Genomic DNA, 19,585 nt, shown 5'->3' with positions numbered 1-19,585 from the left:
CGTGGAAAGGCAGGAGCCCCGTTCCGACGCATCGGAACGGGGCTCCTTGGGTACTGCGTTCAACGACCGCGATCGGTCGTTTCCCAGTTAAGTCCGAGGACTTAGGCGGGGGTGACGTTCTCCGCCTGCGGGCCCTTCGGGCCCTGCGTGACGTCGAAGTTCACGAGCTGGTTCTCCTCAAGCGAGCGGAAACCAGACGCGTTGATCGCGGAGTAGTGGACGAAGACATCCGGGCCGCCGCCGTCCTGGGCGATGAAGCCGAAGCCCTTTTCAGCGTTGAACCACTTGACGGTTCCGGTAGCCATAAGCCCTCCCATGGGCCAAAGGGTTGCCCTGCTCCAGAACCTACAAGGAAGTCTGAAAACAAAAGCCTGCGGGTTACATGCTCCGCAGGCTCTGTACTGCAAGGGAAACCAAACTGCAACTTGCGGGCGAGCCTAGCATGCACCTTTGGGCAAGCGGTAGAGGGAAAGATCACGTCACCCGGATGTTTGACACGGGCGTGTCGGCTGACGCCGAGAGGGTTCTGAGAGGCGCTTCCGAGGGGGGGACCAGAACCTCCACGAGCCCCCGCCCGGACCCCCGGAGGGGCCCTCCGCACCCGGCGGGTCTAGCCTCGCGATGTGGACAATTCAACCGCTGGCGAGCTGACGCCGAACCGCACCCGGCCCCGCGTCGGCCACATCCAGTTCCTGAACTGCGTACCCCTCTACTGGGGTCTCGCGCGGACCGGGACGCTGCTGGACTTCGAGCTGACCAAGGACACCCCCGAGCGGCTCAGCGAGCAGATCGTCCGAGGCGACCTCGACCTCGGTCCCGTGACGGTGGTCGAGTTCCTGAAGAACGCCGACGACCTCGTCGCCTTCCCCGACCTCGCGGTCGGCTGCGACGGCCCGGTGATGTCCTGCGTGATCGTCTCCAAGGTGCCGCTGGCCGAGCTGGACAAGGCGCGCGTCGCCCTCGGGTCGACCTCGCGCACCTCCGTACGCCTGGCACAGCTCCTGCTCGCCGAGCAGTACGGCGTCGAGCCGGACTACTACACCTGCCCGCCGGACCTGAGCCTGATGATGCGCGAGGCCGACGCGGCCGTGCTCATCGGGGACGCCGCGCTGCGGGCCTCCCTGCACGACGCGCCCCGGCTCGGGCTCCAGGTCCACGACCTGGGGCAGATGTGGAAGGAGTGGACGGGGCTGCCGTTCGTCTTCGCCGTGTGGGCCGCCCGCAAGGACTACCTGGCCCGCGAGCCGTACCACGTGGAGAAGGCGCACGAGGCGTTCCTCGCCTCCCGCGACCTGTCGCTCGCCGAGGTCGACCTGGTCGCCGAGCAGGCCGCCCGCTGGGAGGACTTCGACGCCGAACTCCTGGAGAAGTACTTCACGACGCTGGACTTCCGCTTCGGTCCCGAGCAGATCGAGGGCGTGAAGGAGTTCGCGCGCCGCACCGGGGACACCACCGGGTACCCGACGGACGTGCACATCACCCTGCTCGGGGAGTAATCCCCGAGGGGTCCCTCAGGGAGTGGGGACGGGCGCCTTCAGGTGCGAGCTGAGCCAGGTGAGGCTGCCCGACTCCATGCCCCGGACGTACGTCGCCGGGTTGTGGATGCCGTCCGGGATCACCTGGAGGCGCGTCTTGATCGGGCCCTTGCCGTACTCCTGCATGAAGCGGTTCACGCGCGGGATCAGGCTCTCCTTGGAGCCGACCTGGAACGCCACATAGACCTTCGGGGCGTCCGGCCGCTTGATCAGGTCGGCGGCCAGCTTGCGCGGATTGTTCGCCAGCTTCTCCTGCGGGTGGCCCTTCCACATCGGGGAGTCCGGAACGATGTCCGGTCCGGACGAGATAACCGCCTTGAACCGGTCCGGGTACTTCAGTACCGATTTCAGTGCGACGAATCCGCCGGACGACGAACCCATGAAAGCCCAGCCGTCGCGCGAGCGAAACGTGCGGAAATTCGACTTGACGAAATCCGGAACGTCCTCCGTCATCCAGGTGCCCATTTTCGGCCGCCCCGGAATGTCGCTCCCGTCGTAGTACTTCTTCTCGGGATTGAGTACCGGCATCACCACGAGGAACGGCAGGCTCGTGCCCTTCTGGGACATGTCGGCGACCTTCTCCAGGAACTGCTTCTTCTCCTGGGTCCAGTAGTTGTTGTCGTATCCGTACGAACCCGGGAGCGCGATCAGCACCGGAAAGCCGCTCGTCGCGTACTTCGGGTCGAAGTACTGCTTCGGCGCCCACACCCACACCTTGCCGGTGAACCCGGACTTCGCCCCGGACAGCGTGGTCTGCGCGACCTTCGTGCCGTCGTCCAGGGTGCGGAACACGGAGAACTCCGAGCGCGGACCGCGCGGCATGAGCGTGCCCGCGTCGCCCTTGGCCAGCGTCTGCTGGAGATCGTTGCGCTGGATCGAACCGGTCCCGGATCCGGCCGAGTTGAAGTCGTACGGATTGCCCTCGTCCGAGCAGGCGGTCACCGCGAGCAGCAGGGTGGACCCGAGCAGGGCGGTGGCTATCAGGCGGCGGCTCGGCAGGCGATTCATACGAGGGCTCCGGGGCGGGTGGGAGAGCAGGCGGCGGGCGGGCGGCGGGGGAAGGGGCGGACGGTGGGCGGAAGGGCGGTGCGGGACACCCGTTTCCGTGCGCGTTCCGTGCGCGGGGCGGTCGTGCTCCGTACGCGTTCCGTACAAGGAGATGCGGTCCGGGGGACATCGGTTCGTTCCGTGTCCGACTTGTCCCAGTGATCCCGCACACGTCGGCCCTACTGTGGGAGAGGGTCGACGGCGAGTTCACGACGTCTCGGGGGAGCACATCACCATGCAGCCGCTGGAAGCGGGCGAACCGCAGAATATCGGTGACTACCGATTGCTCGGACGGCTGGGGTCCGGCGGCATGGGCCGGGTGTACCTCGGGCGCAGTGCCGGGGGCCGTACGGTCGCGGTCAAGGTGGTGCATCCGCACTTCGCGCAGGACGAGGAGTTCAGGGCCCGTTTCCGGCGCGAGGTGGAGGCCGCCAGGAAGGTCGGCGGGGCGTGGACCGCGCCCGTCCTGGACGCGGACGCCGAGGCTCCGGTGCCGTGGGTGGCCACGGGTTACGTGGCGGGCCCCTCGTTGACGCAGGCGGTCGCCGCGCACGGGCCGCTGCCGGACCCGTCGGTACGGGTGCTGGGCGCGGGGCTCGCGGAAGCGCTCACGGCGGTGCACGCCCTGGGACTCGTCCACCGGGACGTGAAGCCGTCGAACGTGCTGCTCACCCTGGACGGGCCCCGGCTGATCGACTTCGGGATCGCGCGCGCGGCGGACGCCACGGCATCCCTGACCTCGACGGGAGTCTCGGTCGGGTCGCCCGGCTACATGTCGCCCGAGCAGATCCTCGGGAAGGGCGTCACGGCTGCGGCCGACGTCTTCTCGCTGGGGGCGGTGCTGGCGTACGCGGCGACGGGGGCCTCTCCCTTTCCGGGGGACTCGGCGGCTTCCCTGTTGTACAAGGTCGTGCACGAGGAGCCCGAACTCGGCTCCCTGTCGGGTGACTTGAGGGATCTGGTGCGGTCCTGCCTCGCCAAGTCCGCCGCCGACCGGCCGACCCCCCGGGAACTCGGCGAGCGGCTGGCCCCGGGCGGGGCGGCCGCCGACGTCGCGGCGGGGTGGCTGCCGGGGGACCTGGTGGCGGAGGCGGGGCGCAGTGCCGTACGGCTGCTGGAGATGGAGCCCGCGGCTCCGGCCGAGGGGATGGCCTCGGGGCCCGTGCCCTTCACGCACGGGGTGGTGGGCAGCGGGGGCGTGCCTGTGCCTGTGTCCGTACCCGGGCCCGGGGAATTCGGGCCGCCTCCGGCCTCGTACGGGGCGCCTGCGGCTTCGCACGGGACGCCTCCGGCTTCGCACGGGCAGCCCGAGGTGCCCGGCCAGCGGCCCGGCCTCTCGGTGTCCTTCGCCACCGAGAACACACCCTCCGGGCCTGCGGACGGGCGGGGCAGGCGGCGCAGCTGCACCCTGGTGCTCGCGGTCGCGGGGGCGCTGGCCGGGGTGACGCTGGGCATCGCCTTCCTGCCGGGACTGCTGGGCGGCGGTGGCGGCGACAAGGCCGGAAGCGGCGCCGGCAAGGACAGCCAGCAGCCCGGGGCGCACTCCTCGGCCCCGGAGACGCCGGGGCGCGGCGTCGTGCCGGAGAGCTTCGTCGGGACCTGGACCGGCAGCCTCACCGAGGCCACCACCAACCAGCCGCACGGCACGATCACGGTTACCCTCGTCCGGGGCGGCAAGGGCGAGGACGTACTGAAGTCGTCGTACGACCTGCTCGGCGTCAAGTGTTACGGCGTCGGCAAGCTGGTGTCGGCCACCGACGACAAGGTCGTCGTCGAGGACCGCACCGACCCCGCGCGCCCCTCCACCCCGCTCCTGTGCTCCGGCGAGTCCAGCGAACTGATCCTCACCCGCAACCCGGACGGCACGCTCCGCTACACGTCGCCTTCCGCCGAGCAGGGCAAGCCGTACGGAACCCTCAAGAAGCGCTAGCGGTACGGGAGTGGCTGGCTAGGCAGGAGCGGCTGGCTATACGGGAGTCACGACGGTCCGGTGCTCGCCCGTGCCCAGGTGGAGCATGCCCGTGCCCGGGGCGATCGGGCCGCCGACCATGCCCCGGGTGGTACGGATGCCGATGAGTTCGCCGCTGGTGGTGTCCTGCGGGGAGAGCAGGAGGCCCCGGCGGGCCTTCTTCACGTCGACCTGCCAGCCGCTGAAGCCGCTGCACACGTCCTCCTCGTCACCGCCGAGGACCAGGGCCAGGCCCTGGTCGGTGCCGCGTTGCAGGATGCGCCTGAAGACGGGGGCCGCGTCGCAGTCCTCCAGCATCTCGGCGTCGTCGACGATCACGACGACCGGCTCCTCGGGAGACGCCAGTTCGGTGAACTCCTCCAGTTCGTCGCTCTCGATGTCGTCGTCCGTGAAGATCTTCAACACCCCCTCGGTGCAGTCGAGTTCACGCAGCGGCGAGGTGCGCGGGGCGGCGACGACGAGGCGTACGCCCTGGGAGAGGAAGGAGCGGGCCATGTTCAGGAGGGTGGTGGAACGCCCGGACTTGGCGGGGCCCGCGACGACGAAGGCCGGGACGCCGGTCGCCAGGTCGGGTCCGTAGCCGGTGAGTTCGTCGCCGCCGACGCCGACCAGCGCCCAGAGGGGGGAGCGGGAAGCCTCGGCGTCGCGGAGCGCCCACGCGTCGGGGAAGGTGATGCGGGAGGGAAGCGTGTCGACGCGGAACGGGCGCTGTGCGCGCGGGACTTCGGCTTCCCGAGCCGTCGTCTCGGCTCCGACGGCGTTGATCGCCGCCGCCTGGCCCTGGCCCGTTGCGTCCTCGCTCAGCAGCGCGAACTGCACCGCCGTCGCCGTCTCCGCGCGGAAGGCGCGGCCCGGCGGGATCTCCTCGGGGACCTTGCGGGTCGGGATGCCGATGAGGGAGAAGTCGGTACGGTCGGCGAGGCGCAGACCGAGCTTGTCCTCGGTGAGCGACGCGAGGCGCCCGGAGGCGAGCTGGCGGTCGCCGGTGATGACGATGTGAATGCCGACGCTGGCCCCCTCGCGCATCAACACGACGAGTTGGTCGGTGAGTTCGCCGTGGTCGATCTCGCCGAGCGAGGTCAGCCAGCCCTCCCAGCGGTCGATGAGGACCACGAGGTGGGGGAGGCGTTCGGCGGGGTCGGCCGCCGCTGCGCGCTGCTCGCCGATGTCGGCGATGCCGCGCTCGGCGAGCAGGTCCTGACGCCGGGTGAGTTCGGCGTCGAGGCGGCTGATCAGGCGGGTCGCGCGCTCGGTCTGGGCGCGGCCGACGACGGCTCCGCAGTGCGGGAGCGCGGTGAGGGCGTTCAGCGCGCCGTTGCCGCAGTCGATGCCGTACAGGTGGACGTCGGCGACGGAGTGCGTACGGGCCAGCGACGCGGCGATCGTACGGAGGACCTGGGAGCGTCCCGAGCGGGGGGAGCCCGCGATGTGGAGGTGGCCGAAGGTCGCGAAGTCGACGGTGACGGGGCGGCGTTCCTGCTGGGCGGGGATGTCCTCGACGCCGTACGGGGCGGCGGGCAGGGCGCCTTGCGCGGGGACGCCGGTGATGCTGTCGAGGAGGAGCTGTTCGTCCAGCGGGGGGAGCCAGGGGCTGTGCTGGGCGGGGATGGCGAGCCGCTCGTTGGCGTCGCGGACGGCGTCGACCAGGACCTTGAGGTCGGTGATCTCCTCCTCCTCGCGGGCGGCGGCGGGCGGCCGGGTGAGGGCGGAACGGCCCAGCTCCGACCAGTCGAGTACGGCCGACCAGGGGGCGGCGACCCGGGAGTCCGCCGCGCCGGGGCGACGGCCGCCGACGCGGCCCGACTGGAAGGGGACGAGGGAGGCCGCGCCGAGGCGGACGTAGGCCCGTCCGGGTGTCGACTTGTTGATGTTTCCGGCCTCGGGGGAGTCGATGACGTCGCTGGACTCGCTGCCGTCGGTGACGCGCAGGGCGATGCGGAGGTTGGTGTTGGCGCGGATCTCGGGGGACACGACGCCGGAGGGGCGCTGGGTGGCCAGGAGGAGGTGAATGCCGAGGGAACGGCCGCGCTGGGCGATGTTGACCAGGCCGGTCACGAAGTCGGGGAGGTCGCGGACCATCGAGGCGAACTCGTCGATGACGATGAGGAGGCGGGGGACGGGGGCGAGTGATCCGGGGTTCCGTCGGATCAGGTCCTGGTAGTCCTCGATGTCCTTCGCGTCAGCGGCGGCGAGGATGTGCTCGCGGCGCTTCAGCTCGGCCCCGAGGGATTCGAGGGCGCGCTCGACGAGGTGTGCGTCGAGGTCGGTGACCATGCCGACGGTGTGCGGGAGCTTCACGCAGTCCTTGAAGGCGGAACCGCCCTTGTAGTCGACGAGCACGAAGGTCATCGACTCGGGCGTGTTCGCGACGGCGAGCGCGGCGACGATGGTCTGGAGCAGCTCCGACTTGCCGGAACCGGTGGTTCCGGCGATCAGGCCGTGCGGGCCGTCGCGGCGGATGTCGATGCCGAAGGGGCCGTCGTACGACTCCCCGACGACGGCCAGGGTGGACTGGCCGCCGGTGCGCCAGCGGGCGGCGACGGCTTCGCCGGTGGGGGGTTCGAGCTGGAGGACGTCGAGGAGGCGGCTCGCCGCCGGGAGGGCGGAGTCCTCGGTCTCGCCGCTGATGTCGCGGAGGGGGGCGAGGGAGCGGGCGAGGCGGAGGCAGTAGGCGGGGGTGACGAAGTCGGGGCGGACGGAGGGGATGCGGGCGGTGTTGGCCTGCTCGACGCGGAGGCGGAAGGCTTCCGGGGTGTCGGGGGCGGTGGCTTGGGCGGTGTGCCAGTTGCTGAAGGAGGGGAAGCCGGAGGTGGTGCTGGGCGGCGCGGGAGCGAGGGGTTCCGCTCCGCCGGGGGCCGCCCCCACGGGTTCGGCGACGACGACGGCTTGGCATTCGCCGGGGAGGAAGCGTTCTTCGGCGTCGAGGCAGAGGGAGTACATCTGGACGGAGGGGCCCTCGCGGAGCAGGCGGACCACGCCCGGCATGGAGCGGAGGCGGCGGGAGCCGTCCCAGACGAGGACCAGGTCGGGATCGGTGAAGGCGGGACCCGGCTGGTTGCCGCGCTCCTTGGCGGCCTTGGTGCGGGCGTCCAGGATCTGCGTCAGCTCGCCGATCCGCGCGCCGACGGTCTCCGCGTCCGTACCGAGAAGGGAATGGGCGTCCTGGCCGCCGGTCGGCCGGGAGTGGGGGAGCCAGCGGAGCCAGTCCCAACTGCCTTGCCCTGCCTGCTCGGTGAGGACGTAGAGCTGTACGTCCATCGGGCTGTGCAGGGTCGCCGTCTGGGCGACCGCCCACCGTCCGAGCGCCGTCGCGCAATCGCCTGGCCCGGCCAAGCCGATCACGCCGAGCGTACGGAGCGGGAGGGCGACCGGGGCGTCGGGGATCTCCCAGGTGACCTTGCGCCGGTGCTCGTCCTTCTCGGGGTCGTCGAGTACGACGTCGGAGGGCAGCAGCCCCGTGCCGACCCGCAGGAGGAGGTGGTCGGCGTCGGTGCGGCGGCGCTCCCAGAGCCGGGTGCGGGGGCCGGTGCCGAAGGTGAGGACGGACGCGGGGTCGGGCACGGCCCGGCGGCGGTCGGCGCGCTCGGCGGTCAGCGCGTCCTGGGCGTCCTGCTCGATGCGGGCCTTGTGCTCCTCGTACTCCTTGAGCAGCTTGGCGTGCGATTTCCGGCCGTTCTTCTTGTCCATGAAGTAGTTCGCGAACAGGATGACCGGGCTGAACACGGCCATGATCATGTAGTACCAGCGGTTGAAGACCAGGCACATCACGATGGCCGAGACGAGCGGGAAGACGGCCATCAGCCAGGGCAGCGGGCGGGGGTCGGGCTCGCGGGGCGGGGCGGGCAGCCGGAACGTGGTCTCGCGGTCGGCGGGGCGCAGGCGGGGCGGCCGGTTGTAGTCGAAGGCGGCTCCGTCGTCGGACCACTTGAGGGCGGCGTCCGGGGGTGAGTAACGGGCCAGCTCGAAGAGGGTGTTGCCGAGGGTGAGTTGGGCGTTCAGGGGCCAGTCCCGGTCGGCACCCTCCGCGATTTCCTCGCCGTCGAGGCGGGCGGCGGCGGGGTCGTGGTCGGGTTCGGGTTTGGGTTTGGGTTCGGGTTTGGGGAGCAGCATGGTGCAGGTGCCGTCGATGGCCACGGAGAGGGTGAGGGCGTGCTCGGGGAGTTCCGGGTCGTCCTCGATACGGATCTGGCGGCCGGGCCCGCTGCCGATCGCGTACCGCCCGACGCCGAGCCGGTGCACGGCCCCGGCTGCCGGGCCGCCCACCACGCGCAGTTCGACGAGGCCGGTGGGCTCGCCCGGCGCGCAGCCGACGGGGTCGCCGAGGCTGACGACCGCGCCTTCGCGGAGCGGGGAGGAGAGGAGCGGGGCCGACGGGTCGAGTGGGACCCCGTCGACGTACAGCAGTGGCGGCGGCGGTGTGTCGACGACGCCGCGCCTGCCGCTGCCGATCGGGACGACGACGCGGGCGTCCGCGCTTCCGGTCACGTGTCCGGCCACGCGTCCGGCCATCGGGGTGCCCACGCGCTCGCCCAGCTCACTCGCCACGTCGGCGACGGTCGACTCGGCGTCGGCGTCGAGTACGACATCGGTGCTGGACCCGGCGAACGGGTCGACGACGGTCAGAGTCAGGCGCATGGGCATCCTCCCCGTGGAAGTCCGGTGGGCATGCAGTAGAAAAGTGTGGAGCAAATGCGCAGATGCCAAGCGGAACCTGCAACCGCCCCCCTTGAACGCGCACGGCGACCCTATCCACAACCCCCAGGACACCGGCAATGGCCTGCCCTGCACCCCCTCTTCACACGCCTTTCCCGCCGCTTGCCCCGCCGAATTCCTTTCGTAAGCTGCTGCGAACGCCGGTACGGCACTGCTTACTTACGGGCCTGCGCGTGCCCCCTTACGGAGGAGAGCTTTCATGGCAAAAGACCTGGATGTCACTTATGACGACATGCGCAATGCGGCGAAGTACATCGTCAAGGAGAAGGAAAAGCTCAACGAGAAGCTCAACGGCCTGAAGAAGTACATCGACAACCTGGTCAACACGGGCTTCGTCACGAAGTCCGCCTCCAAGGCTTTCGACCAGAACTTCGAGGAGTTCACGACCGGCGCGAAGGAGACCATCGGCGGTCTCGACGGCATCGGCGACTACCTGACGACGGCGGCGGACAAGTTCCAGTCGATCGACGAGGAGTTGGGCCGGGCGGCGAAGAAGTAGCCCGGACGCCGGACCTCCGCACGGCCCGGGGGGCGGGCCTGCGCGCCCGCCCCCGCCCCGGGACCACCGCCCGCACCGGCGGCGGTTCCCGGCCTGCTGGGGCTCATCGTGGACCCATCGCTCTGGTCGCTCTGGCCGCGAGCGTGTGCGCCTCCCGCGCCGTACCTCGGCCACCCGTTCCGCGCGGTCCGGCCTGGATCCTCAGTGCCGGGAGGTCCGGGGCTTCTTGGTCTTGCTGCCGCTGCCGCTGTCGGACTTGCGCGGCGGGTTCTCCTTGCGGTGTCCGGCGGGCGGGGTGCTCCTGGCAGGGCGCTTCTTGGCCTCCGAGGACTTGGTGACGCGGCATTCCGCAGTCGCCCGCTCCTGGACCTGGACCTGTTCGGCCACCCATCCCTGGGGGAGGGCGGGCGAAGGGCGCATCAGCACGCTGTACTTCTGGAAGTTGTCCGGGTTCGGCTTCGCGGTGCGGCGCTTGCCGGTCTTCTTCGCCTTGCTGAACGCCTTCGACCCGTCGTGGCAGAACGTGACCCGCACGGACTTCGCGTCCCCTGCGACCGTGCTGGCGTTGTAGTAGCGATCCGTTCCGGAGGGCGTCCAGCCGCCCTTCAGCTCCGCCTCGATCCGGCTCTTGCCGAAGGCGGTCGCGTCCTTGCGCGAGTAGAACCGGTACGCCGGGTCGTTGGCGTCCTGCGCGAGGATCCCGTGCCAGATCGCCTGCACGAAGCGCGAGGAGTCGGCGAGGGCGGCGGCCTCTCCGGGATCGGCGGGCCGCGCGAAGTCGAAGGTCACCTTGTGGCCGCCGCCCAGGCCGATGTCGGGCCGCTGCGGCCCGGGCGCCGGGGCGTCCGGCGAGTCCTTCGCCGGACGGGCGGCACCGGGAGCCGCGCCCGAGGCGGGCTTCTTGCCGTCCCCGTCGCCTCCGCAGGCGCTCAGCAGCAGGGCGGCGGCCACGGTGCAGGCGGCGGCTGTGGTTATGGGGCGGCGACGGTTCACGTGTCAACTACTCCTGTTGCGGCGGGTGGGATGCGAGAACATCGAAGCTATCTGCGGAATGCACAATTCCGCCAACGGGCCTTATTCATGGGGGTATTGCACACCAGGGCGCATTCTCAGCGTCTTCACCATCTCGATGAGTTCTGCCCGATTCCTGGTGGCCAGCTGAATCCGTTACTCCTCGCCTTCAGCGATTGATGGCCTGGATTTCCTGGACGGTGATGTCCTGCACCGCCCCGAAGGCCCCGTCGGGGAGGTCTCCGCCCGCGCCTCCGGTACCCGTCCAGTGGATCTTCCAGGTGATGGTGGCCTGGAGGGAGTACGGCTTGTCGCCGGAGGCGCGGAGGTAGGTGAGGCCGCAGGGCGGGGTGCGGTGGGCCTTTCCCTTGGCGTACGGCTCGCCGATGCGGCCGCCTGTGATCGGGCACTCGCCCGAGGCCGGGTGGAGCGTGGCGTCGGGTGTGCCGGGTTCGAGCTTCAGGGAGACCGGCTCGGCAGTGGTCGTCGCCTCGATGCCGATAGCGGGTACGGAGGCCGTGACCGACACCGGCTTGAAGGCGGCCTTGTCGAGCCACGCCCAGGTGGGGAGGTTCACCTTGGACTCGGCCTGCGGGGCAAGGGCGATGGCGGTGCCGGGAATGCGGATCTCGGCGTAGGCGAGTTGGGCGAGGCGTTCGGGGGTGACGGCCTCGGGGACGTCCGCCGGTGGCGGGTCGCCCTTGTCGACCCAGAAGTAGGGCTTGTCGCAGTCGAAGGCCCGGGGATCTCCCTCACGGCCGTCGGGGATGAAGCTGTCCCACCAATGCCCCTTGCCCGCTTTGGACTTGTTGAAGTCCTTGTACGGCTTGCCGTTGACGTAGCGGTTCCGCTGCTCCAGGTCCCACTGCGCGCCCGTCGAGTCGACGGCCCAGATCGGCTCCAGGTACTTCTGCAGTTGGTCCGGGCTGTACCGGGGGGCGTAGTAGCAGGCGGGCGGGGTCCAGTCGGAGACGGGTGTGACCGGTCCCGAGGTGGTTCCGGTGCCGTTCTTCGAGCGGTCGAAGACGACTCCGGCGGAGATCTTTCCGTCGGCGGCGCCACCCGTCTGCTCCGCGCCGTCGGTGCCCGCGCCGCCACGGCCGCCCGCGTGGGCCGTGGCCGGAGTCAGTACGCCGAGGCAGACCAGGGCGGCGAGGAGGACGGGCCTGCGGTTCTTCGGGCTCACGGCTGGCACTTCGCGGCTCCCCGTTGCGAGATCACGCGCGTGGTCTGCCACACGCCCTGTGCGTTCTTCTTCGACTGGGTGTTGTAGAAGACGTAGCTGTCCGCGCTGGTCGGCGTCCTGTCGAGTTTTCCGGTCATGCGGTTCTTCAGGAACGACCTGCTCTCGTCGGAGCAGTAGGCGACCGTGGCGGTTCCCCCCTTCAGGGACGTCACCTGCCGGTCGAAGTAGCGGGTGGTGCCCGTCCAGGTGAGCTTCTTGTCCACGTAGCCCTGGACGAAGGTCACCGAAGTTCCCAGGGCGTCGCCGTCGTTGTAGAAGCCCAGCCCCTTCGCGTCGGCGGTGCCGCGCACGATGGCGTCGTCGACCGCGTTGATGCGTTCCGCGTTGTCGGCGAGCACGGCGTCCTTCGTCGGGTCCCCGCTCTTCTGGCCCTCGAAGACGTTCTTGACGTCGGCGGGGAGGTTGACCGGGGGACGGGCGGCGGAGCCCGGGGCCGGAGTGCCCGGGGCCGACGGTTTCTTCGCGGCGGTGTCCGCATCCGCCCCGTCGATCGCGCCCGAGGGTTTGGCCGCGTCCTTCCCCTCACCTCCGCAGGACGTCAGGAGGAGGGCTGCAGCGATTGCGGCGCATGCTGTGGCAAAGGGTGAATTGCGAAGGTTCACAGGTGGAACTCCCGGCGGGCCGTTGGGGTATCGGGGAACGACGTTAGGCACCCGGGTGTGCGGATTCGCCGGAGTGAACGTGTCATTCTCGTGTGGGGTGAGGTGTTTCCCGGCCCGGGGAGCCGGGTCAGGCGGGCCAGGCGGGTCAGGCGGAGAGTTCCACGGTCAGCGAAGCCACGATGTCCGTCGCCATCCGCTGGACGGACTCCTCGACGCCCGCGCCGGTCCAGGAGAAGAGGACGAGCACCGCGCTCCGGGTGTTCTCCGGGAAGACCGCGTAGGCGATCGTCTCCAGCAGGGGGCGTGCGCCGTCCTGGTCGGCGCGGGGCCCGGCGAGGAGCTGCTTGATACGGGTGCAGGGGCCCGCCGGGACCTCCCCGTGCGACACGTCCGGCGTGCCGAGGGCGGCGTCGCTGAAGTTCCGTACGAACCAGTCGGACGTGATGACGGGGACCTCCTCCGACGGGAGGACGAAGTCCGCCTCCAGCACCACCGCGGCGGACTCGAACCCGTTCAGGTAGAGCGCGGCGGCCAGGACGGGGGAGCGCTCGCGGCTGTCGGCGGCCTGCTCGCGGAGCTCTTGGCGCAGGAGGTCCAGGCGGAAGGACGAGCCCTCGGCGGAGGCCCGTTCCGCCAGTTCCCGCGCCGTGGCATCGGCCCAGCCCGAGACGTCGGCGTCGGGGTCCAGCGGGAGCACCACCCAGCCGTCGTGGAGGCCGAGGTCGCAGTCGGTGATGTGCGCCATGGGAGGTCCTCAGGTCCAGGTCAGAGAATGGGCGACGGCGTCGAAGAGCTCGGCCATCGCGTCGGCGATCGGGTCCAGCGGGGTCGAGAAGGAGAGCAGCAGGAGGGCCCGGCTGCCGGGGATCTCGATGTAATGGTCGACGGAGGTGGCAGGGGCGGAGGAGAGTTCGGCGAGCTCCTCGGGGTGCGGTTCCCCCGCCGGCTCCTCCAGGGCTCTGCGGGCCCGCACGCGACAGGAGTTCCCGGCCGGGAGCTCTTCCAGGGAGACCTCCTGCTCCAGCGGACCGTTGGCGGCGAGGTGCTCCGCCAGGGCGTCGAGCGGCAGTCCCTGTGCGGTCCGCGGCGGGACGAGCGTGATCAGGAGCGATGCCGGAATGGTGAGACGGCCGGCCTTCTGGAGACTCAGGTAGAGCTCCACACCGCCGTTCTTGTACGCCTTCCTGGCTCGGGCCAGGAGCTCGGACCTGGCCTCCTTCTTGAGGTGGGGGAGGTCGTCGGCGCCTGCGAACTGCCTCTCGACCAGGGCGTCGACGGACTTCCTGCGGCGGTCGGGGTCGAGATGCACCCGGAACCAGCCCTCGGGGAGCCTGAGGACGTAGTCGCTGGGCGGGGTCATCGGGAGACTCCTTCCGGGCTGTGCTGCCGGGGAGGCGTCTGCCTCGGCGGGCGGTCGAGGGCGAGCCTGCTGGTCGCGGAGTCCGCCACGGCGGGCAGGAGGGCGGCCAGCAGGGCGGCGATGGCGACACCGGTGGTGAGCGGTCCGGCGGCCGTGTGACCCAGCAGGAGGGTGAAGAGGAGGAAGACGTACACCGCCTGCGGGCTCACGTTCTTCACGACGGAGGACTGGAAGCCGGTGAGGGACCGGGCCGTTCGCGGCTTCAGCGGCGCCAGGAAGGCGGAGTCGCGCCGGTCGAGGCCGCGATGGCGGTCCCGGTCGTCCGCGCGGTCGGCAGGCGCGGTCTCCGTCGCCGCATCGCCGACGGCCGCCGCGAGTGCCTGCCAGTTGCGCTCGCCCTCGTCGCCGCCGAACCACCATTCCCAGGGGAGTACGGCACGCGTGATCCCGCCCGGGCCCCGGAGCTCGACGGCCAGGGGGCGGCCGGGCTCCGGCCCCCGGGGCGTGGCGGGCCTCGTCGGTTCGCGTCGTACGACACGGGTCACCGCATGGGTGCCTGCCCGGGCGAACCAGCGCTCCCGGCCCGTGGAGTCCCGTACGACGATGTCGTCGGCCAGCACGTACAGCGCGGACACCTCGGAGAAGCGGCGGCTGACGGCGTGGTGGTGGGCGGCTTCGGGGCGCAACTTCAGTATCACGCCCGGGAGTTCGCCTCGCTGCTGCCGCTTGCCCTTCGCCCAGAAGAAGAGGTCGGTCCCCGTGTACGAGAGGAGGAAGAGCCCGGCCAGCGGGCCCGACCAGGACTGGGTGCCGGGTGCGATCAGCGCGACGGCCATGAGGGCGAACCAGCCGAGCTGCCCCGCCCGCACCGCGTGGTGCCACACGGGGAGCACCGCACTGACGCACAGGTCGGTACCGGGGCCGGTGGCCGAGTTCTCCAGGGCGGGGTCCTCGAAGGAGCGGACCGTGACCACGGGTACGCGGAGCTCGCGCAACAGGTCGGCAGCGCCGGTGAGTTCCAGGAGTTCACGGCCGCCCACCCGGGCGGTGAGCGAGGACACCTCGGGAAGCCACTCGCCCAGAGGGACCCGCAGCACCCGGCTGCCGTCGGCCCGCTGGAATTCGATCGCTCCCCAGGAACCGGAAGGCGGCATCCGCTTCGCCGCCTCAGGGCCGAGGATGTCGATGTGCACGGCACGCGTGATTCCCCCGGGGCCCACGGGGAACTCCCGCGCGGTGCCGTCGCGGGACGTCAGAACGAGCTTTCCGTCCGTCTTTCCTTCCGTCGCGAAGAGCCGGGTGCGGCGGACGATGTCGAGGCCGGGAGGCCGGTTGCCCAGGGGGCGCATCGCCCCGGCAGGAGGTGTCTCGTACGCCATGGGTTCAGCCGTTCCCCACCGTGGTGGCGTCCTTGAGCGGGTCGTAGACGCCGAACTTGTCCGAGCCGTCGACGGTCGTGGCGACCGCGGTCGTGCCGGACCAGAGCTTCGTCTGGGCGTCGAGCCCGTTCATGGCCGACTTCACGCCGGCACTGCCCTTGACCGCATCGTCGATGGTGTCCACCTGCCGTCCGATGTCGTCGAGACCACCGTCCACGGAGTGCTTTCCGACCCCCCGCCAGGTCTCCCCCCGCAGCAGGTCGGGTGCGTCCTTGAGCGCCTTGAGGTCCTTCACGCTGTCCACGCTGTCCCCCACGATCTTCTTCGGGTTGAACGCGTCGAACACCGCCTGCTTGCCGGGGAACCAGCCGCTCGGTGCGTTCTTCATCGCCTCGGCGGAAGCCTTGCCCCTCGGGGCATCCGCACTTCCCTTCCGCGCCGCCTTCCACGCCTTTTCCTCAGCCCTGTTGAGAGCGTTCTTGCTGAGCTTCTTGCCCGCGTGCTTGGCCATCTCCTTCTGGTACAGGCTGGAGCGGGCGGCCGCCTTCGTACCGGCCCCCGCCGCCTTCGCACCGCCGATCGCGGCCCGGCCGATACCGAAGGTCGCCAGCCCCACCACGTCCAGGGCCACGTCGAACCAGCCGCCCTCTCCCGCCAGCGCCAGCATCACGTGTGTCACCAGGGACACCGCGGTGGCCATGAGCGCGATCGTGCCGAGGACGCCTGCGAGCGCCTGCCCGATGACCGGAATCCAGCCGACCACCAGCGCCAGGCCGCCCGCCGCCGTGGCCACCCACCCCGCGACGTCGCCGATCTTCTTGAGGAGGTCGGCGTTGTCGTGCACCCAGTCCTTGAACTTGTCCCAGGTGCCGTCCTTCAGGCCGTCGTCGTCGATCACGTCCCGGATCTTCTTCGCAGCGGCTTCCTCGGCGTTCTTACGGATGAGGATCGCCGCGTCCAGGTCCTTCCTGGCCTGGGTGAGCGCCGAGTCGGCGGCGTCCTGCCTGCCTTCCAGCCTCACCCGGGCGGGATCGTCCTTCGGGGTGTCCTTCTTCTGGCCGTCCAGTGCCTTCTTCGCGCCGGAAGCCTCCTGGTCGGCCTCCTGCGCCGCCCGCAGCGCCTTGTCCGCGGCCTTCTGCGCCCGGTTCAGTTCGCTCGCGAACTCGCCCGACTCGTCCTGTCCTTCGCGTACCTCGGTGCCCATGGCGCGGGAAGCGACGTCGTACCGCTTGAACGCCTTCTGGAGCTTGCCGTCCGCCTCCTCGGCCTCCTTGCGGAAGGAGTCGGCGGCCTCGCCCTTCCAGGAGTCCACCTTGCTGAGCGCGCGGATCTCGCCTGCCTGCCGCCGAATCGCGTCGGCGGTCTTCCGCAGTTCCCGGCCGAGCCTGGCGACGCTCTCCGGGTTTCCGGGCACCGGATCGGAGTCGTGTCCGAGCACGTCCCACTCGTGGGCGCCTGGCCTGGCCACTAGCGGGGTCCTTGCGGGGTGCGGGGCTTGCTGTTCTTCTTGTCCTCGCCGCGGAGGGCGTCGGCCAGTGCCTTGTCGATGGCCTCGAAGTTCTCGGCAGCGGCAGCCGAGAGGTCGCGCAGGATCTTCAGCTCGTCGGTGAGCCGCTCCCGGTGGATCTTCCAGTTGCTGCTGAAGTCCCCGAACGCGTCGACGACCGTCCTGGAGCCGAGCTCCTGTGTCCCGTAGCCGTCGGCGGGGTTCGACTCCTGGGTGAACTCGGTGTGGATCGCGCCCAGGTCCTTCGAGAACTTCTTGATCCGTTCGAGATCGGCTTGCAGGTCCGACACGTTCGATTGCTCCTTGTACGGCGAGGAGTACGTCAGGCGAGGAGTACGTCAGGCGAGGAGTACGTACGGCGACGAGTACGTACGGCGGGGAGTACGTCCGCGACTGACGTTAAGCGCGAGAGTGTGCGAGTTAGCTGGAGCGAATGTGTAATTGTCGTGCGGACGTGATGACGGAGCGACGACCGTGTGAGGGGTCTCGCGCGTTTCACGGCCTCAGACGATGAGCTTCCGGAGCTTCTCGGAGAGCTCCGGGACCTGGGCCCCCGCACGCTGCGCCGCCGTCACCTCCGCCACGTACCGCTGCGCCGCATCGCGCAGGGCCCGGTGGCGGTTGCCCTGGCGGCGGCCTGCGAGCCAGGTCCGGATGCCGAGGAGTGCGAGGGCTGCGGCCAGGGCGTACCCGGCCGGTTCGCCCTCGGAGGTGGCCCAGACGGCGGCGATGCCGCCCGCCAGGACGAGGCCGAAGCCCGCTTCGTCGTGCCAGCCGCCCTCGCCGCCGAGGGACTCGTACTGGATCACGTCGTATGGCTTCTGCGGTACGGGAGGGGCGAGGGGGGCTTCGGTAGGGGTCGGGTGGGGCTTCAGGGGGAGTTCGGGGAGGGGGTGGGTCTCCTTGTCGGTGGTGGAGTCGCGGCCCACCAGCCAGGCCGGGGCTGCGGGGACGGGGACCCGGTGGGCCGTTGCAGTCGCCAACACCATGCGGTAGCCGACCAGTTCCGGGTGGTTCATGCGGCGGACCGCCCTGCGGTGGGACTGGATGAGGAGCGTGAGGCCGAAGGCGAAGAGGGCGAGGCCCGGGGCGATGTGCACGGCCAGGGAGCGGGGGGCCTCTGCCAGGTCGGGTGGGCCCAGGGCCGTGAGGGTGGCGAAGGGGAGGCAGACCGCCAGCAGGAGGGAAATGCCGCCCACCCACGCCTTGGGGCTGTGGCGGAGGCGGTGGACCGCTTCCTTGTGGCGGGCGAGGAGGGGGCGTATCGACGCGTCGTCCGTGAAGTCCACGCCGTACTGGGCGGAGAGCAGCTGGACGTCGGCGTGGAGGGCGGGGGAGTCGCGGATGACGTCGCCGGTTATGGGGAGGGCGGCGGGGGTGGCGGGCGCCGTGGCCCGGTGGGAGGTCATGGGTGCTCCGGGGGAGGTGTGATTCCGGGCAGCGTACGGGGTGGGGCTGGGTGGAGGGGCTTGTGGCGGTTGCGCGAGGAGGCGGTCGGTGCGGGATCGGTGAGGGCCTTCTCGCGTCCCGCGAGGGGATCGAGTGAAGATTGCGTGTGCAAGGGAAGGGGTTTGCGTTGTGGGTGTGCGGGGGCTCGGGGAGGGGTGGTGGAGGTCGGGTGGCTCTCGTGCGGGCGGCAACGGCGTAGGTGTGGTGCGGAGTTCGGTGGAGGTGGCAGGGGTGGGAGGGGTGAGGTGCAGCGGGCTCCCTGTTGAGGGTGAAGATTTCGGGCGAAGTTGGCTCAAATGTCGAATTGATAGCGGCAGTTCATGATCGATTCTTTGCGTTGAGGCGCTTATGCGCTGCTGATAGCGTGCGATGCCTTGACGATCGGCCGCTTGATGAAGTCGCGGCAAATGCCCTTGTTCGGGGCGATATGCACGGGGAGTGGTGTGAAGATCCAGGAGCGTGCGGAATCGGCGAACAGTCGGGTTCCGCTGCCCACCGCGCCGGTGGGTGAGCGGCTGCCCTCGACTCCTCGCGAACGCAAACCAGCGCTGGCGGCGCTCGCTGTACTGCTGGTGCTCGTGGGGGCGCTCGGGACCACCGTGCTCGTGCTGCGGGCCGGTGAGCGGATCGAGGTCGTCCAGGTCAAGAACCCCGTTTCGGCGGGGAAGGTGATCGGGCGGGACGACGTGCAGAGCGTGCTGGTCGCGGAGGACGAGGCGATCAAGTACGTGAAGTACAGCCAGGTGGGGTTGCTGGCGAAGCACCGTGCGGTGGCGGATCTGGTGCCCGGGACGTTGCTCATCGGAGGGATGCTCACCACCCGTAGCGGGCTTCCGGCGGGGAAGGCGGCGGTCGGGCTTTCGCTGAAGGCGGGGCAGTATCCGGCGAACATCGAGCCGGGGGCGACGGTGGCCGTGTATCGGGTCGGGGCGAAGCGGGGGTCCGCCGGTGGGGCGGGGGCGGGGGCCGGCTCGGCTGCCGGGGCTGGTGCCGGTGCCGGTGCTGGTTCCGGTTCTGGGGCTGCGGCCCGTGATGCTCAGCTCGTGCGTGAGGCGAAGGTGCAGGACGTGGCGCGGCCCAAGGAGGGGACGATCGGGAGCGGTGCGCTGCCGGTTTCGGTCGTCGTCGACCGGGCGGATGCGGATGAGGTCGCGGATGCGGCGGCTTCGGGTGAAGTCGCGTTGGTGGTCGTGCCCGCTTCGGCGTCGTCCGGGGGCGGGTCGAGCGGCGGATCGAGCGGCGGCTCGGGCTGACCTCTCGGGCCCGGC

16 protein-coding genes are annotated in these 19,585 nt (G+C 70.5%); 4 read left to right on the top strand and 12 right to left on the bottom strand.

Annotated features, from left to right (window positions below):
* Positions 1 to 101 precede the first annotated feature (101 nt).
* Positions 102 to 305, bottom strand: a complete 204-nt coding sequence (locus tag OG897_RS26350; RefSeq protein WP_008738468.1) for a cold-shock protein — start codon at positions 303 to 305, stop codon at positions 102 to 104.
* Positions 306 to 623: 318 nt separating this feature from the next.
* Between OG897_RS26350 and OG897_RS26345 the strand changes: the two genes are divergently transcribed.
* Entirely contained in the window at positions 624 to 1,496 is an 873-nt protein-coding gene (locus OG897_RS26345; RefSeq protein ID WP_266659966.1) for a menaquinone biosynthetic enzyme MqnA/MqnD family protein, read from the top strand.
* A 15-nt stretch (positions 1,497 to 1,511) separates the two neighbouring features.
* Here the strand turns inward: OG897_RS26345 and OG897_RS26340 are convergent, their stop codons facing one another.
* Positions 1,512 to 2,543 carry an esterase family protein gene (locus OG897_RS26340; RefSeq protein WP_266659964.1) on the bottom strand — a complete coding sequence of 344 codons (1,032 nt, stop codon included), beginning with the start codon at positions 2,541 to 2,543 and terminating at the stop codon, positions 1,512 to 1,514.
* A 274-nt stretch (positions 2,544 to 2,817) separates the two neighbouring features.
* Here OG897_RS26340 and OG897_RS26335 point away from each other — a divergent pair, with 274 nt between their 5' ends.
* Complete coding sequence (locus tag OG897_RS26335; RefSeq protein WP_266659962.1) at positions 2,818 to 4,512, top strand: serine/threonine-protein kinase; 1,695 nt, start codon at positions 2,818 to 2,820, stop codon at positions 4,510 to 4,512.
* 36 nt (positions 4,513 to 4,548) lie between these two features.
* Here the strand turns inward: OG897_RS26335 and OG897_RS26330 are convergent, their stop codons facing one another.
* Positions 4,549 to 9,186, bottom strand: a complete 4,638-nt coding sequence (locus OG897_RS26330) for an FtsK/SpoIIIE domain-containing protein (RefSeq protein WP_266659960.1) — start codon at positions 9,184 to 9,186, stop codon at positions 4,549 to 4,551.
* A gap of 277 nt (positions 9,187 to 9,463) precedes the next feature.
* On the opposite strand from OG897_RS26330, the gene OG897_RS26325 reads away from it, so the two are divergent.
* Positions 9,464 to 9,763, top strand: coding sequence for a WXG100 family type VII secretion target (locus OG897_RS26325; protein WP_266659958.1), 300 nt, complete (start codon positions 9,464 to 9,466; stop codon positions 9,761 to 9,763).
* Between the two features lie 201 nt (positions 9,764 to 9,964).
* Here the strand turns inward: OG897_RS26325 and OG897_RS26320 are convergent, their stop codons facing one another.
* The 9 genes from OG897_RS26320 to OG897_RS26280 all read right to left on the bottom strand — a co-directional run bounded on the left by OG897_RS26320 (position 9,965) and on the right by OG897_RS26280 (position 18,277).
* Positions 9,965 to 10,756, bottom strand: coding sequence for a hypothetical protein (locus OG897_RS26320; RefSeq protein WP_266659956.1), 792 nt, complete (start codon positions 10,754 to 10,756; stop codon positions 9,965 to 9,967).
* A 187-nt stretch (positions 10,757 to 10,943) separates the two neighbouring features.
* A complete protein-coding gene (locus OG897_RS26315) occupies positions 10,944 to 11,903 on the bottom strand; it encodes a hypothetical protein (protein WP_266660522.1) in 960 nt (319 codons plus the stop codon).
* 53 nt (positions 11,904 to 11,956) lie between these two features.
* Positions 11,957 to 12,622, bottom strand: a complete 666-nt coding sequence (locus OG897_RS26310; RefSeq protein ID WP_266659954.1) for a hypothetical protein — start codon at positions 12,620 to 12,622, stop codon at positions 11,957 to 11,959.
* A 145-nt stretch (positions 12,623 to 12,767) separates the two neighbouring features.
* Entirely contained in the window at positions 12,768 to 13,367 is a 600-nt protein-coding gene (locus OG897_RS26305; RefSeq protein WP_266659952.1) for a hypothetical protein, read from the bottom strand.
* Positions 13,368 to 13,376: 9 nt separating this feature from the next.
* Positions 13,377 to 13,982 carry a hypothetical protein gene (locus OG897_RS26300; protein ID WP_266659950.1) on the bottom strand — a complete coding sequence of 202 codons (606 nt, stop codon included), beginning with the start codon at positions 13,980 to 13,982 and terminating at the stop codon, positions 13,377 to 13,379.
* Complete coding sequence (locus OG897_RS26295) at positions 13,979 to 15,361, bottom strand: hypothetical protein (RefSeq protein ID WP_266659948.1); 1,383 nt, start codon at positions 15,359 to 15,361, stop codon at positions 13,979 to 13,981. The genes OG897_RS26300 and OG897_RS26295 overlap by 4 nt, the downstream gene beginning before the upstream one ends.
* A gap of 4 nt (positions 15,362 to 15,365) precedes the next feature.
* Positions 15,366 to 16,829 carry a putative T7SS-secreted protein gene (locus OG897_RS26290; RefSeq protein ID WP_266659946.1) on the bottom strand — a complete coding sequence of 488 codons (1,464 nt, stop codon included), beginning with the start codon at positions 16,827 to 16,829 and terminating at the stop codon, positions 15,366 to 15,368.
* The gene (locus tag OG897_RS26285) at positions 16,829 to 17,158 is read right to left on the bottom strand and encodes a hypothetical protein (protein ID WP_266659944.1); all 330 of its coding nucleotides are present in this window, start codon (positions 17,156 to 17,158) and stop codon (positions 16,829 to 16,831) included. The genes OG897_RS26290 and OG897_RS26285 overlap by 1 nt, the downstream gene beginning before the upstream one ends.
* 213 nt (positions 17,159 to 17,371) lie before the next feature.
* Positions 17,372 to 18,277, bottom strand: coding sequence for a hypothetical protein (locus tag OG897_RS26280; protein WP_266659942.1), 906 nt, complete (start codon positions 18,275 to 18,277; stop codon positions 17,372 to 17,374).
* Positions 18,278 to 18,760: 483 nt separating this feature from the next.
* Between OG897_RS26280 and OG897_RS26275 the strand changes: the two genes are divergently transcribed.
* Entirely contained in the window at positions 18,761 to 19,570 is an 810-nt protein-coding gene (locus OG897_RS26275; protein ID WP_266659940.1) for a hypothetical protein, read from the top strand.
* Positions 19,571 to 19,585: the final 15 nt, after the last annotated feature.

It is taken from the genome of Streptomyces sp. NBC_00237, from assembly GCF_026342435.1.
In the GTDB taxonomy this organism is placed as follows: Bacteria; Actinomycetota; Actinomycetes; order Streptomycetales; family Streptomycetaceae; genus Streptomyces.
The sequence above is the reverse complement of the archived record's forward strand: the minus strand, read 5'-3'. Positions and strand labels throughout refer to the sequence as shown.

Coding starts and splice junctions, on each gene's coding strand:
- OG897_RS26350 (WP_008738468.1), bottom strand. CDS start 305: ATGGCTACCGGAACCGTCAAGTGGTTCAACGCTGAAAAGGGCTTCGGC.
- OG897_RS26340 (WP_266659964.1), bottom strand. CDS start 2,543: ATGAATCGCCTGCCGAGCCGCCGCCTGATAGCCACCGCCCTGCTCGGG.
- OG897_RS26335 (WP_266659962.1), top strand. CDS start 2,818: ATGCAGCCGCTGGAAGCGGGCGAACCGCAGAATATCGGTGACTACCGA.
- OG897_RS26330 (WP_266659960.1), bottom strand. CDS start 9,186: ATGCGCCTGACTCTGACCGTCGTCGACCCGTTCGCCGGGTCCAGCACC.
- OG897_RS26325 (WP_266659958.1), top strand. CDS start 9,464: ATGGCAAAAGACCTGGATGTCACTTATGACGACATGCGCAATGCGGCG.
- OG897_RS26305 (WP_266659952.1), bottom strand. CDS start 13,367: ATGGCGCACATCACCGACTGCGACCTCGGCCTCCACGACGGCTGGGTG.
- OG897_RS26300 (WP_266659950.1), bottom strand. CDS start 13,982: ATGACCCCGCCCAGCGACTACGTCCTCAGGCTCCCCGAGGGCTGGTTC.
- OG897_RS26295 (WP_266659948.1), bottom strand. CDS start 15,361: ATGGCGTACGAGACACCTCCTGCCGGGGCGATGCGCCCCCTGGGCAAC.
- OG897_RS26280 (WP_266659942.1), bottom strand. CDS start 18,277: ATGACCTCCCACCGGGCCACGGCGCCCGCCACCCCCGCCGCCCTCCCC.